Source organism: Hymenobacter sp. UV11, from assembly GCF_004684095.1.
GTDB lineage: Bacteria > Bacteroidota > Bacteroidia > Cytophagales > Hymenobacteraceae > Hymenobacter.
Genome location: NZ_SRII01000012.1, coordinates 39558 through 53690, shown reverse-complemented (window position 1 = coordinate 53690; position 14133 = coordinate 39558). Strand labels below are relative to the sequence as shown.

14 protein-coding genes are annotated in these 14133 nt (G+C 59.9%); 7 read left to right on the top strand and 7 right to left on the bottom strand.

The genetic code is table 11. The features are described 5' to 3' along the window. Positions 1–134 precede the first annotated feature (134 nt). Genes kbl through E4631_RS20600 form a run of 3 tightly spaced genes read right to left on the bottom strand, consistent with a single transcriptional unit; the run spans position 135 to position 3047 of the window. Positions 135–1331 carry a glycine C-acetyltransferase gene (gene kbl / locus E4631_RS20610; RefSeq protein WP_133655797.1) on the bottom strand — a complete coding sequence of 399 codons (1197 nt, stop codon included), beginning with the start codon at positions 1329–1331 and terminating at the stop codon, positions 135–137. Positions 1332–1352: 21 nt separating this feature from the next. Continuing rightward, entirely contained in the window at positions 1353–1916 is a 564-nt protein-coding gene (locus E4631_RS20605; protein WP_167797041.1) for a hypothetical protein, read from the bottom strand. A 48-nt stretch (positions 1917–1964) separates the two neighbouring features. Beyond that, positions 1965–3047: a patatin-like phospholipase family protein gene (locus E4631_RS20600; protein ID WP_133655799.1), complete on the bottom strand. Its 1083-nt coding sequence runs from the start codon at positions 3045–3047 to the stop codon at positions 1965–1967. Positions 3048–3168: 121 nt separating this feature from the next. Here E4631_RS20600 and E4631_RS20595 point away from each other — a divergent pair, with 121 nt between their 5' ends. The 3 genes from E4631_RS20595 to E4631_RS20585 are packed head-to-tail and all read left to right on the top strand — an operon-like array spanning position 3169 to position 6045. Next, on the top strand, positions 3169–4161 hold the full coding sequence (locus tag E4631_RS20595; protein WP_133655800.1) for an NAD-dependent epimerase/dehydratase family protein: 993 nt from the start codon (positions 3169–3171) through the stop codon (positions 4159–4161). A gap of 26 nt (positions 4162–4187) precedes the next feature. Then, positions 4188–5459, top strand: a complete 1272-nt coding sequence (locus E4631_RS20590) for an AAA family ATPase (RefSeq protein WP_133655801.1) — start codon at positions 4188–4190, stop codon at positions 5457–5459. 4 nt (positions 5460–5463) lie between these two features. Further along, positions 5464–6045 (top strand): hypothetical protein, encoded by a 582-nt coding sequence (locus E4631_RS20585; RefSeq protein WP_133655802.1) that lies wholly within the window; start codon positions 5464–5466, stop codon positions 6043–6045. A 140-nt stretch (positions 6046–6185) separates the two neighbouring features. Here the strand turns inward: E4631_RS20585 and E4631_RS20580 are convergent, their stop codons facing one another. From E4631_RS20580 to E4631_RS20570, 3 genes are all read right to left on the bottom strand, one after another. Then, positions 6186–6512 carry a hypothetical protein gene (locus tag E4631_RS20580; RefSeq protein ID WP_133655803.1) on the bottom strand — a complete coding sequence of 109 codons (327 nt, stop codon included), beginning with the start codon at positions 6510–6512 and terminating at the stop codon, positions 6186–6188. A gap of 109 nt (positions 6513–6621) precedes the next feature. After that, positions 6622–7854: an MFS transporter gene (locus tag E4631_RS20575; RefSeq protein ID WP_205704281.1), complete on the bottom strand. Its 1233-nt coding sequence runs from the start codon at positions 7852–7854 to the stop codon at positions 6622–6624. Positions 7855–8038: 184 nt separating this feature from the next. After that, complete coding sequence (locus tag E4631_RS20570; protein ID WP_133655805.1) at positions 8039–8806, bottom strand: DUF475 domain-containing protein; 768 nt, start codon at positions 8804–8806, stop codon at positions 8039–8041. Between the two features lie 135 nt (positions 8807–8941). On the opposite strand from E4631_RS20570, the gene E4631_RS20565 reads away from it, so the two are divergent. The 4 genes from E4631_RS20565 (at position 8942) to E4631_RS20550 (ending at position 12626) form a co-directional block, all read left to right on the top strand. Beyond that, complete coding sequence (locus E4631_RS20565) at positions 8942–9694, top strand: DUF3891 family protein (protein WP_166647938.1); 753 nt, start codon at positions 8942–8944, stop codon at positions 9692–9694. Positions 9695–9849: 155 nt separating this feature from the next. Then, positions 9850–10818, top strand: a complete 969-nt coding sequence (locus E4631_RS20560; protein ID WP_133655807.1) for a YihY/virulence factor BrkB family protein — start codon at positions 9850–9852, stop codon at positions 10816–10818. Between the two features lie 225 nt (positions 10819–11043). After that, positions 11044–12033: a hypothetical protein gene (locus tag E4631_RS20555; protein ID WP_135318634.1), complete on the top strand. Its 990-nt coding sequence runs from the start codon at positions 11044–11046 to the stop codon at positions 12031–12033. A 20-nt stretch (positions 12034–12053) separates the two neighbouring features. Next, positions 12054–12626: a hypothetical protein gene (locus E4631_RS20550; protein WP_133655809.1), complete on the top strand. Its 573-nt coding sequence runs from the start codon at positions 12054–12056 to the stop codon at positions 12624–12626. A gap of 157 nt (positions 12627–12783) precedes the next feature. On the opposite strand, the gene rlmN is transcribed toward E4631_RS20550, so the two are convergent. Further along, positions 12784–13857 carry a 23S rRNA (adenine(2503)-C(2))-methyltransferase RlmN gene (gene rlmN, locus E4631_RS20545; RefSeq protein ID WP_133655810.1) on the bottom strand — a complete coding sequence of 358 codons (1074 nt, stop codon included), beginning with the start codon at positions 13855–13857 and terminating at the stop codon, positions 12784–12786. Positions 13858–14133 lie beyond the last annotated feature (276 nt).

Here is a 14133-nt window from a genome sequence, read left to right as displayed (position 1 = left end):
GCGGCTAACGAGCTGGTTTATACGAAAAAAATAGCCGTATGGACTAGGTAATCGCCGCGCAATGAGGCTGCGCCTACCCCGCCGCGCCAAGGTAAGCCGGGCGGGCCGCATGGGGGCCAGGGCAGCAACTTCCTCTACTTCAACACCCCCAGCTCCTGGCCGACTTTCGTAAAGGCGGCAATAGCTTTATTTAGTTGCATGCGGGTGTGGGCGGCGCTCAGCTGCACCCGAATGCGGGCCTTGCCCTGCGGCACCACGGGGTAGTAAAAGCCCACCACGTAGATGCCCTCGCCGAGCATCCGGGCCGCAAATTCCTGGGCCAGCTTGGCATCGTAGAGCATCACGGGCACAATGGGGTGCTCACCGGGCGTGATGTCGAAGCCGGCCGCCGTCATCTGCTCGCGGAAGTAGTTGGTGTTTTCCTCCAGCTGGTCGCGCAGCTCGGTGCTTTCGGTCAGCAGTTCGAGCACGCGCAGCGAGGCGCCCACAATGGCCGGGGCCAAGGTGTTGGAGAATAGATACGGCCGCGAGCGCTGGCGCAGCAGCTCGATTATCTCCTTGCGGCCGCTGGTGAAGCCGCCCATAGCGCCGCCCAGCGCCTTACCCAGCGTGCCCGTGATGATGTCGACGCGGCCCATCACATGGCGATGCTCGTGGGTGCCGCGCCCGGTTTTGCCCAAAAAGCCCGTCGAGTGGCACTCGTCCACCATCACCAGGGCCTCGTATTTATCGGCGAGGTCGCATATTTTATCTAGTTGAGCGATAGTGCCATCCATCGAAAACGAGCCGTCGGTGACGATGATGCGGTGGCGCGTGCCCTTGGCCACGGCGTCTTGCAGCTGCTTTTCGAGGTCGGCCATGTCGTTGTGGGCATAGCGGTAGCGCTGGGCCTTGCACAGGCGCACGCCGTCGATGATGCTGGCGTGGTTGAGCGCATCCGAGATAATAGCGTCCTGCTCATTAAACAGCGGCTCGAACACGCCACCGTTGGCATCGAAAGCCGCCGCGTAGAGAATCGTGTCCTCGGTGCCCAGAAACTCGGCCAGCTTGGCTTCCAGCGCCTTGTGAATATCCTGGGTGCCGCAGATGAAGCGCACCGAGCTCATGCCGTAGCCGTGCGAGTCGATGGTGGCCTTCGCGGCCGCTATCACCTCGGGATGCGAGCTGAGACCCAGGTAGTTGTTGGCGCAGAAGTTGAGCACGTCGCCCGCCTCCTGGGTGTCTATTTCGGCGCCCTGGGGCGAGGTAATCACGCGCTCTTTCTTGTAAAGGCCGGCGTCTTTTATTTCTTGCAGCGTCTGCTGGAGGTCAGCTTGGAGGGTACCGTACATGGGGTGGGGGTAGGGATAACGTTAAAACAAAGTTGGGAAATTTAATTCGTCGCCGGGCAGGCAGGCACCAGATTTGCGCACCGTTTGGCGCGGAACATCCGGCAGCAGCTCCTCGGGCCCAAGCATCGAATACATCAAACAAGTCAGCAGCAGTTCGGTGCCATTGCGCAACGTAAAAACTTGGTAGGAGTAGATGCCCCAGCTGCCGGAGTCATAGCGCGTGATGCGCACCACGTCGGCCAGGGCAAAGCTTACCAGCACGTCCTCATTCCGGTATTCGGCCCGCTGCTCCTGGCGGTAAACGGTCAGCGTGGCGTGCCGGTCGTGGCGCCAATAGGTGAGTTGCAGCCGCAGAAAAACAAAGCATAAGCCCAGGCTAACGAGCGTCAGGGCGAAGGCACTCAACCCGGCAAGTAAGCTGATGGCTGGCCGGGTAACTATCACGCCCGCCAGCACCAGCAGCATGCCTAGGAAAACGAGCAACGGCACCAGCAGCGGCGCCGTTCGCCAGGCCCGCGCTTCAAAGCGCACCACGAGCTGCCCTAGCTGCTGGCTATCGCGGTACAGGGCGTAGGGCAGTCCCATGATAAGCAAGCAGAACGAAAGCGCGAGTAACAGAACCATATTCCAAAGCTATTTGAGCTTGTTGCGCCCGGCAAAAAACGCCTGCACGCCAGCCCGGCCGCTGGCCATGAGCTGCTGCTTCTGGGCGCTGGAAATCCGTTTAATCTTTGGGCTGAACCCCAGGAAGTTGATGCTGATGGTGCGCTGCCAGTCGGCGGGCTGCATGGGGTTGAGGTTTTCGAGGGCCACGGTGTAGAGGGCGCCCACGTAGGTGCTGAAGTCGTGCACGGCGTAGGGCGCCAGCTGCTGGCGGCCGGTGGCGGTGGTGTCGTAGGCAATCTGTTCGGCGCGGTCAAGGCGCAGGCCCAGCGTTTCGGGGTTGTACACGTTGCCGCGCGCATCGGGGGTAGGGGCCGGGCCGGCGGGCAGGTAGCGCGGCTTGTCGAAGAGGTCGATGGGGTAATTGGCCAGCAGGCCGCCATCCACGAGCACTTGCACGGGCTGGCCGGGGGTAGGCGGGCCGGTGATGACGTGGTTCTCCGCATCGAGTAGCACGGCCCGGAAATACAGCGGAATGCTCATGCTGATGCGCACGGCGTCGGCCACGCGCATGGTGGGCGTGGTTTCGTGGCTGAATACCTGCGTGCGCTGGGTGGTGAGGTTGGTGCCCGTGGTGTAGAGGTCGCGGAAGCGGCCGGGCTGCGCCTGGGCCAGCGCGTGCAGCTCGCCCAGGGTAAGGTTGGGGCGCTGGGTTTTGCGGGCCACCAGCTCGCTGAGGTAGCGACTGAACTCGTCGCCGCGGTACCAGCCGTACTGCTTCACCAGCCGGTGCGTGCCGCCAAAAAAGATGAAGCGGCCATCGTTGAGCTGCTGCACGGGGGTAGCGTTTACCACGTCGATAATTTCCTGGGCCGAGTAGCCCACCGCCAGCAGCGCCGCCTGAATGGCCCCCGCCGAGGTGCCGCCCACCCGCCCGATGCTCGCCAGCACGCCCCGGCTTTCCAGCTCCTGCAAGGCCCCGCCGTAGGCAATGCCCCGGATGCCGCCGCCCTCCAGCACCAGGTTGCGGTAGGGCAGGGGGGTAGGGGCCTGGGCGCGGGCCGCCAGGGCCAGCAGCAGCAGCCCCACTAAAAACCGGAAACGGGTCATCATCAGCCGCAAGATATTGCCGGGCCGGGCCGGCGGGGCCGGCGGCCGCTAATCCTGCCCCTACCCCTGGCCGTATCTTTGCAGCACGCTCTTCCTACCCCCTCTCACCCCCGCTTTGCTCCTCATGACTACCTCACCCCGCGAACCCGCTACCCCCCGAACACCCGGCACCGTGCTCGTCATTGGCGCCTGCGGCCAGCTTGGGCTGGAGCTCACGGCCGCCCTGCGCCAGCGCTACGCCCCCGAGGCCGTAATCGCCGCCGACGTGCGCGCCCCCAAAAATCCCGACGCCCTGGCCGGCGGCCCCTTCGAGCTGCTCGACGTGCTCGATAAGCCGCGCCTCGAAGCACTAATAGCGCAGTACCGCCCGGTGCAGATATACCACCTCGCCGCCCTGCTCTCGGCCACCGCCGAAAAGGACCCGCTATTTGCCTGGAAGCTGAATATGGATGGCCTGCTGAACGTGCTGAACCTGGCCGTGCAGTACCAGGTGCCGCAAGTGTACTGGCCTAGCTCCATCGCCGTGTTTGGGCCCGACACGCCCCGCGAGCACACGCCCCAAACCACCATCATGAACCCCAACACGGTGTACGGCATCAGCAAGCTGGCCGGCGAGCAGTGGTGCGAGTGGTACCACCGCCACCACGGCCTCGACGTGCGCAGCCTGCGCTACCCCGGCCTCATCGGCTACAAGAGCCTGCCCGGCGGCGGCACCACCGACTACGCCGTGGACATCTTCCACAAGGCCGTGGCCGGCGAAGATTTCGAGTGCTTCCTTAAAGAAGACACGTATCTGCCCATGATGTACATGCCCGATGCCCTCCAGGCCACGCTCGACCTCATGCACGCCCCGGCCGACCGCATCAAGGTGCGCACCAGCTACAACCTGGGCGCCATGAGCTTCTCGCCCCAAGAAATCACGGCCGCCATTCAGCAGAAAATCCCGGATTTCCACGTCAGCTACCAGCCCGACGGCCGCCAGGCCATCGCCGACTCGTGGCCCGCCAGTATCGACGACAGCGCCGCCCGCCGGGACTGGGGCTGGGCACCGGAGTATGACCTGGCAAAAATGACCCACGACATGCTGGCCCACCTGCGCGAGCTGGAGCCGGCGTAGGGCGCTTAGCTATTTTTGTTACTCCTATGCCTGAAAAACCTAATTCTGCGGCTGCCAGTGTGCCCTACCTCAAGCAGGTACGGATTCGTGATTATGCGCCCTTGCGCGATGCAAAAGCAGATTTTAAGCCGGGACTGAATATTATAATTGGGCCGAACGGAGTAGGAAAGACACGGTTTCTAAGTCTGACTAGCCAGCTTATGGACCCGTTTGCGATTCATACTGTAGGGGTAGGCTGCGAAGTGGTTTTAAGGTATGATGAAGACCTTTTAATTACTTTTCAGCAACCAACAATATCTGAAGAATTAGCGCCGAGTTTTCGCAAGGATAACGCTTCCCTTTTGACGGTTCATACTATCTACGGCACTAAAAAGAGTACGGGAGAGGATATGTATGAGGCGTTGATGTCCATTGACTTAGAAGACAAGTTACCTGAAACCATTTTGGCGCAGCATGGTACGCCGTTGCACAGAATGCCACTAGCAGATATCCCAGTTGGCTTAGTATATGGTCAGTCATTCAGAGTGCAAACGGACTCGTTAGATGATACCTCTTATTTACTGAATCAGTCATTATTAATCAAGTATTTATTTAATACACTTCGTTTTTCTTTTAGCCGCAGACGTCGGTACAATAAAGTGAATTCCCCTGCTGCCTTGTTCTCAGTCGAGGAGGCTCGCACGGAGATAACGCAGGTATTTACTAGCTACCTGGATTTTCTTAATCCCTACTTAGCGCAGTATTCGCCTATCGGGCAGATTCGCCTCAGCAATACCTTTCAAATTTATGACAATGCTGCCCAGCAGGAAATACTGGTTAAAGGCTTGGTCTTGGAGTACTCGATAGCAGGCAGTTGGCTTCCCTTCTCTGCCTTATCAGATGGCACCAAACGCATACTCTATCTTATTACGCAATTGCAGATGCCAGTTGCTCGTTTCGAGCAACAGCAGTCAGCATCGCCGAATTTTAAGCTACATACTTCTCCCCGCACCATCCTGCTTGAAGAACCCGAATTGGGTATCCACCACTCTCAACTTCACAGCTTGCTTCAACTCATTCGCGAAGTGTCGCGCACGAGCCAGGTAATAATGACGACCCACGCGCCCCAAGTATTGGATATGCTGGGGGCCGATGAACTAGACCGTATCAGCATCTGCTCACTCGACCCCAAAAAGGGTACGCAGTTTCATAAGCTAACCGAGGAAAAGCAGGACCAAGCCCGTGTATATATGAAAGAAGTGGGCTTCCTAAGCGACTACTGGCGCTACTCGTATTTGGAAGAAGTCGAAACGGCTTAGTTCAATGGCACAAGCGGAAGCAAAAAGCAGTCTTGTAGTAGGGCTGTTAGGTGAGTCACCCAACGATACGGAGTCACTACGGGCGTTGCTGGGGCGGCGCTATGGTGAGTGGGTGCGCTTCGTCATTATCAGCCCTGAGATTACGGGCACTCAGTTAGACAGCCCCAAATTTCAGCACATTGTGCGAGCCAATTACCGCTTTCAGAAACCCGATTTGGTGGTAGTGACTCGCGACCTGGATGCGCCCGCGAGCAACCGACCAAAGCGGCTAGAGCGGTTGCTTTTCTTTCGTAAAATTAACCGGGGGTTTGAGCAGAAAAGTGTTTTCTTACTCAACGTGGAGGCGATGGAAGCTCTGATTGCGGCCGACGCAGGGCCGTTTAACAAAAAATATGGCTGTATCTGCCAAGTGCCCGCCGACCCGACCACTATTCCTAATCCTGCTCAGTTTTTGAAGGATGCTACGGCTGGCTGTCGGACGCGCTACGATGAAGGCCACTGCGCAGGGCTACTTGCCGATGCCAACTACGAAAAGCTTTTGGCTAACTGCCGCTACTTCGCAGCTTTTGATGCTCAATTCAGGTAGCGTATCTCTGCTTAAGAATGTGGGCTGGCCACTCGAATGGGAAATATGGCGCACCTGCGCGAGTTGGAGCCCGCGTAGGGCGCATAAAAACCCCTGGCCACGGGGAGTAGCCAAGGCTGATACCAAGCGCAACGGGGCAGCTAGCCTACCTGGCCGGCCGCCAGCTTGAGCCCATCGCTGAGCTGAAACAGCTTGCTCTGGGCGTCGGGGGTAGCCGTGATAGCCGCGCCCTTGGTTTGCTCGCTGAGCTTGCTCAGGCTGTCGGCAATGCCGCCGCGGTGGTTGGCCGTGATGGCGTCTTGCAGCACCTGTAGCTCGGTGGCAATGGGCGCGAGGTCCTTATTGCCGTGCAGGGTTTTAATCCAGCCGGCCAAGTCCTCGTGGGCCGCATCGGTTATTTTAATCAAGCCGCCCTGCAAAGAATCCAGGGTGGTATCGAGTTGTTCGAGGGGGGTAGGGGCAGCCATAGGGGTAGAAATTCGAGAGGAAGTAGGTAGATACTCTCCTAACGGCTGCTGGCGGGCGAAGTTATTTCGAGCCCTGGCATCAAGGCTTTTATAAGCGGGCCTTACCCTCCTATGCTGGCTCAGCCACGACGGCCGGGGCCACCAGCGCCCGCCGCGCGCCGCGCCCTAAAACCAGCACTACCAGCAGGCCAGCCGCGCCTTGCAGCAGCACCGTGTGCGGCGCACCCAGGTGCCGGGCCAGCCAGCCCACCAGCAGGCTGCCCAGCGGCTGCATGCCCTGAAAAGCCATCACGTAGTAGCTCAGTACCCGGCCGCGCAGGTGGTCGGGCACGTGGGTTTGCACGAAGGTGTTGGTGCCCGCGATAAACAGCATCATGCCCACCCCGCCCAGCCCGACAAACGCCAGCCCTACCCCCAGCCGCGGGCTCAGGGCCAGGCCCAGCAGGCTGACGCAAAACCCCAGCCCCGCCCAGCTGATGAGCCGGCGCTGACTACCGCCCGCCGGCCGCGACGCCAGGTACAGCGCCCCTGCCAGCGCGCCCGCCCCGGCCACGCTGTTGAGCAGCCCAAAGGTGCCCGCCGCGCCGTGAAACACGTCTTGGGCAAACACCGGCAGCAGCGTGCCGTAGGGCAGGGCGCAGAAGCTCAGGCCCGCCATCAGCAGAAGCTGGCGGCGCAGGGCGGGCGCCTGGCGCAGGTAGGCCCAGCCCTCGCGCAGGCCCTCCCAGGCACCGGGGCGACGCGGCCGGGGCGGGCGTGGCACCAGACGCAGCAGTAGTAGCGACCCGATTACGGCCCCGAAGCTCAGGGCGTTCACCGCGAAGCAGGGCCCTGCGCCCAGCAGCGTGAGTAGTGCGCCCGCCACGGCTGGCCCCAGCAGCCGGGCCAGGTTCACCATCGTCGAGTTCAGGGCAATGGCATTGGGCAGGTGGGTAGGGTCATCGACCAACTCTACGAGCAGCGACTGCCGGGCCGGAATATCGAAGGCGTTGATGGTGCCCAGCAGCAGGCTCAGGCCGGCCACCACCCAGGTGTTGTAGTAGCCGCTCAGCACCAGCCCGGCCAGCACGATGGCCTGCCCCAGCGCGGCCACCTGCGTAATAAGCAGGATGCGGTAGCGGCTGTAGCGGTCGGCCACAGTGCCGCCGTAGGGCGCCAGCAGCAGCATCGGAATCTGGCCCGCAAACAGCACTACCCCCAGTAGCAGGCTCGAATGCGTGGCCGAGTACACCAGCCAACTCACGGCCAGCCGCTGCATCCAGGTGCCAATCAGCGATACCGACTGCCCGGCAAAATAGAGGCGAAAATTGCGGTGCTCCAGGGAGCGAAAGGCGGCAAGCAATGGCAGTGAGCAGTTAGTAGTGAGCAATGAACAGTGAGCAGAAGAACGTCATTCCGAGCTTGCCGAAGAATCTTGCTCGCATCGTTGAACGACACCCAAACGACCGCAAGCGAGATTCCTCGGCAAGCTCGGAATGACGTTCTTCTGCTCACTGTTCATTGCTCACTACTAACTGCTCACTACTTCACCGCTCACTGCCCAGCCTCCTGGGCCAACCTAAAAAGCGCGAGGTGAGCAGCGGTACCCCAAACGTGGCGATGGTGATGACAGTGAGGCCCACGTCGGCGGCCTCACTGTCGAGGAAGGTGCTGACGGGGTGGCCGGGCGCAAAGTGTTCCAGCAGCGAGAACATGAGCTTCAACCCCAGAATGCCGATGACCACGAAGGCCGCCGTTTCGAGAAACGGGTATTTGCCCATCAGGCCCACGAAGGCCTGCGCCACCAGCCGCATAGCCAAGATACCAATAAACACGCCCACGCAAATGAGAATCAGGTTGTTGCTGAACGCTACCACCGCAAACACGTTGTCGATGGAGAAGGCCACGTCCATGAGCTCAATCACGGCCACGGTGGCCCAGAACGGGCCCAGCAGGCCCAGCGTGCGGCGGTAGAGCCAGCTTTTCTGCTTGTCGGGCGCACCTTCCTCCTCTGCCTTTGAGCTGCGGAAATAGCTGAAAGTCAAGTATAACAGATAAAGCCCGCCCAGCGGCTTCAAAAACCAGAAGCCCACCAGGTACGACGCAAACACCAGGCACAGCCCCCGAAACAGGTAAGCCCCAAAAATGCCGTAGCGCAGGGCCTGGGTGCGGCGCTCGCGGGGCAGGTCGCTCACGAGGGTCGCCAGCACGGCGGCATTATCTACGGAAAGCAGGCTTTCGATAATAATGAGGTTGCCGACCACCGCCAGCGAGGGCAGTGGGTGGTCCAGAATATCTTGCAGTTGGGCGAACATGGGAGGCGGTAAGCGGTGAGCAGTCAACAGGTAGCAGGCATGCGCGAAGCCTCTCGGGCCGCGGCTTCCTATTCGTTGTTCACTCCTTTTCACCGTATAAACCCCAAAACTGCAAGAAAATCCCGGCATCTGCCCATGATTGTGAATCCTACCCCCACTGGCTGGCAGATAATCTACCAGCAGGCCCATGCGCTGCTCGCCGCCCAGCTGGCCTGGGCCTGGTCGCCCTTCCTACCCCCCGACCGCTGGGTGGGCTTGCTGGCCGCCATTGCGCAGCACGACGACGAGCAGGCGCCCTGGCACGGGCGCGGCGGCCACCACGGCCTCACGCCCGCCGGCGCCCCGGCCAACTTTACGCAGGTGGCCTTTTCGCACGAGCAGGCGCTGGGGGTGCTGCACGCGGCGCGCTTCCAGGGGCGCTGGCGTAGCCTGCTTACTAGCTTGCACCTGAGCACGTTGTATGAGCCTATGCGCGGCGGACCGGCGCACATCGACGCGTTTTTGGAGGAGCTGCGGGCCGGCCAGGCGCGCTGGACCAAGGAGCTGCATCTCACCAAAACCCAGGCCCGCCAGGCCTACGACCTGCTGCACTGGGCCGACCGCCTCTCGCTCATTTTGTGCCGGCAAGAGCTGCCCGAAATGGGACGTGAGGTCGAAATCAGCGCCCTACCCCCCGGCCACCAGTTGCACGCCAGCTACGTGAGCCAGCCCGCCGGGCCGGGCACGCCGGTGGTGGTGCGGCCCTGGCCCTTCGCAGCTAAAGAGCTGGAGGTGAGTGTCGAAACGCAGGAGCTGCCCCGGCTGCAATTTCGGGACGATGCCGACCTGGCCACGGCGCTGCGCCAGGCGCCTATTGCCACGCTGCGCTGGACGCTGCGGGCGGGGTAGGTTGTTTTTTCGGGCAGTTTTCGGGCAAAAATTCGTGGCGGCCGTATTGTAAGCTAACGGCTGGCTGTGAGTGACCACGCGCATGCCCGCTGCTACCCCCTGAAAATGAGGCATTGGCTTAATTCGCAGCGCTGCCTTTTTCCCGGCTTTACTCTATGACGCACTATAAATTCTCCGACATCGTCGCGATTTTCAAAGCTTCGGCCACCGAGTTTACCAACAATAACTCGTTCCGGCACGCGGCGGCGCTGTCGTACTACACCATTTTTTCGCTACCGCCGCTGCTGCTCATCGTCATCACGCTGGCCAGCTCGGTGTATGGCGGCGAGGCCCTGACCGGCCAGATTTACGGGCAGCTGCGCGGCCTGGTAGGCGCCGACTCGGCCCAGTTCCTGCAAAACAGCATTGCGCAGTTTACGCTGGAGAAAAAGTCGGGCCTGGCTACCGTCATCGGCCTGGGCACGCTGGTGTTTGCAGCCACCACGTTTTTCGTTACGCTGCAAGAGAGCATCAACGATATCTGGAACCTGAAAGTCAAGACCGAAGGAATCGGGATTTGGGAGTTTGTGCGGCAGCGCTTGCTTTCGTTTGGGCTTATTTTGAGCGTAGCGCTGCTGTTGCTTATTTCATTTGTAGTCAGTGCGTTGCTTAGTGTTTTTACCGGCTATTTGCAGCGGCTGCTGCCCGAAATCGGCCTCATTGCCATTAAGGTCGTGGACATTGTGCTGTCGTTGGGCGTTACCACACTGCTGTTTGGGCTGATATACCGGTTCCTGCCCGATGCCATCATCCGCTGGCGCGACGTGGGTATTGGGGCCTTCATCACGGCCTCGCTCTTTATTATTGGTAAGTACCTGATTTCTTTTTATATATCGAAGGCAAACCCAGGCTCGGCATTTGGGGCGGCGGGCTCGGCCATTGTGCTGCTAGTCTGGATTAACTACTCGTCGCTCATCATCTTCTTCGGGGCCGAGTTTACCCAGGAGTTTGCCGACTCCTTTGGGCAGCGCATTCAGCCCAAGGCCCACGCTGTGCGCGTCGAAACCAAGGAAATCCCACCGGGCGAATCGGAGAATGAGAAAGCCAGCGGCCGCCCACCGAGCACCGGCAGCTGGCGGGGGTAGGAAGCAATGGCCTCTTAAAAGCCGGATTTTTCCTGCTTTTAAGAGGCCATATTAGTGCTTAATTAATTCTTCATCAATTACTTGATAAGAAATTATTAGGCGAGCGATGAAAGAGAAAATAGTTGGCCTAACGTCTGTTAATCATATAATTAGGCTTGCAACTACTTGGTAGCGAGCGTGCATCTTTGTGGCGGCAGTAAGTCACTTTCCTTGCTGCCCTCGCTCATGCGCCTACCCCTACTACAACTGGGTTTAGTAAGCCTGCTGGCTGGGCCGGCGCTGGCTCAGCAACCGGTGTTGCCGGGTGCTCCGCAGCCAACCCAACCCATTGTGCCGTCTACCCCCGCCGGCCAGCCTGTGCCTGCCATGCGCTCCACCGCGCTGCCGGCGGCCGAAGTCATTGGCTATTCCGAAGTTATCGGGCAGGTATACAGCGTAGAAACTATCGGGGGCACGCAGTTTAGCGGCACCCTGCGCGCCACCACCGACCTGACGCTGACCTTCGAAACCAAAGAGCTGGGCCTGGTAACGGTGCAGCGGGCCAACGTGCGGCAGCTCATGTCGCAAACGCCCGAGCAGGCCCGGCGCGGCTTCGACTACGTGGGCAACGGCACGCGCATGTTCATTGCCCCCACGGCTCGTAACCTCTACCAGGGCGAAGGCTACGTGCAGGCCATCAACGTATTCCTGCTGGGCGTCAATTACGGCCTGACCGACAATATCTCGGTGGGCCTGCTGGTGCCCGTTATCCCTTTCATAGGGGTGCCGGCCATAGCCATAGCTCCCAAGCTGAGCGTGCCCGTGAATGACAAGCTGCACCTGGGGGTAGGGGTACTGTACGGCTTTGCCACGGGCGTTTTGGGGGGCAGCGGCAGTGCCGGCGTGGGCTACGGCCTGGCCACCTATGGCACCGCCGATACCAACGTGACCCTGGGCCTGGGCTACGGCTTTAGCGGCGGCGACGTTGGCAGCTCGCCGGTGGCAGTTATCGGGGCCAATGTGCGGTTGTCACGCCTGTTTTCGCTGGTCAACGAGACATACATCGCAAATTTTGATACAAATGGGGCCTTTGGCGGCCTAGCCGGCCTCCGCTATGCCTCGCCCCGCTTTAGTGCCAGCCTGGGGGCGCTGTACTATACCTCGCGCGATAACAGCGGCGTGTACCCGGCATATCTGGACGTGGCCTATCGCTTCGGCAAAACCAAGCTGCGATAGGCTGGAACTAGCTTAGTGGCATGAAGCACCTTCTCTTGTGGGGTAGCCTGTGGCTACTCGCTGGCAACCAGTTGGTTTGGGCCGCGCCACCAGCACCGGCCGACACTATAGCTGGCCAAACCCAGCTTGTTCGGAGCCTGGCCGCCGAGGCTTGCCAGCACTTGGCAGGCCAGCCAGCCACCAGGCTGAGTCCAGTGCAAGCGCAGGAAGCTTTTGAGCAAGCGCTTTCCAAAACTATCGAAATGCGGGTAGCTGCCATTAGGCAGGTGGCTACGCAGGCCAACACGGCGGGCGCCTACGAAAAGCTGCGCGCCAACCTGCCTACTGCCATGGCAGTGCATCTCATCAGGACTTGCCCAACGGCTACCCAACTCTACAGCCAGTTTAGTAATTCGGCTGCCGCCGAAGATGCTTTTATTCAGGCGTGGGGCGAGGAGCTCTGTCAGCGGCTGGCGACTTTGCAGGCAACCGGATTTTTGAAAGGAAAGTCGCCCGCCGAGCGCGTGGAGCTTTTTCACCAGGAATTCAACGCTTCCCTCACCCGGCGCGGTCCCCAAATCATGCAGCTATATGGGCCGGCGGGCAATAGCTAGCCAGTAGTGCAGCGGCTAGCTGGCCGCGTCACAGAATACATGCAACAACAGTGCCTGCCGACGCTTATGTTATTGAAGGACAGTAAGTAGCTGCGTTAAAAACCCCCGCCTGTACTAGCAGGCGGGGGTGTTCTGGGGTAGTCTTGTCGACGAGTAGCTACGCTGCCTCTGCCTTCTCTTTGTTAGCGAGTTGCCCGCAGGCGGCGTCAATGTCCTTGCCCCGGCTTCGGCGGATGTTGGTTTGCACGCCGCGGTCGGCCAGGTACTTGTGGAAAGCCGTGATTTTATCGGCCTCTGCGTTCTGGTAGCTGGCGTTCTCGATGGGGTTGTACTCGATGAGGTTAATCTTGCAGGGCAGCCACTTGCTGATAATGTAGAGCTCGGCGGCATCCTGCAGCGTGTCGTTGAAGCCATCGAACACAATGTACTCGTAGGTGACTCTGCGGCCTGTTTTCTCGTGGTAGTACTGCAGCGCCTCCTTGAGAGCAGCCAGCGAGTTGGCCTCGTTGATGGGCATAATCTCGTTGCGCTTCGTGTCGTTGGGCGCGTGCAGGCTTAGGGCGAGGTTGGCTTTCACGTCATCATCGGCCAGCTTCTTTATCATCTTGGCAATGCCGGCCGTGCTGATGGTGATGCGGCGCGGGGCCATGTTGAGGCCGTCGGGCGCGGTGATGCGGCGCACGCTTTCCACCACGTTGGTGTAGTTGAGCAGCGGCTCGCCCATGCCCATGTACACGATGTTGGTGAGCGGCGTACCGTACTGCGCTTCACACTGTTCGCGAATGCGCACCACCTGGTCATAAATCTCGGCCGCGTCGAGGTTGCGCTTGCGGTCCATGTAGCCGGTGGCGCAAAACTTACACGTGAGCGAGCAGCCCACTTGGCTGCTGATGCAGGCCGTCATGCGTGTGTCGTGCGGAATGAGCACGCCCTCCACAATGTTGCCGTCGTGCAGCCGAAAGGCCGATTTAATGGTGCCGTCGTTGCTCAGCTGCTGGTTTTGCACGGCCACGCCGTTTATCACGAAGTGGGCGGCCAGCAACTCACGGGTAGCCAGCGAGATGTTGTTCATTTCCTCAAACGAGCCGGCCGTGTTTTTCCACAGCCACTCCGTCACCTGCTTGGCGCGGAAGGGCTTTTCGCCATTCGCCACCATAAACGCCTTCAGGTCGTCGGGCGAGGTTTTGCGGATGTCGCGTTTAGCGGGGGCGAGTTCGAGTTCCAGTAACATAGTGCAAAAATACAACAAGTCAGGGGTTTGGGTTCCATAGGTGCCTCCTCTTTCACTGCCTTTTCGGCTAATAGCCCATTAAATAGAGTTGGCACTGCTACGACAGAATACACACTTAGTTGTGGTACTATTCTGATAATAACCGAAGGTGTTGATTTTTTTAATAAATTTTTTATTAGAAAAGTACCTAAAAACCAAATTTGGTGAGTAATATTATGCGCTATTTGAACTCTGCTCTCCTAACCTCCTTCCCGTCAGTGCTATGCTGCCAACTTC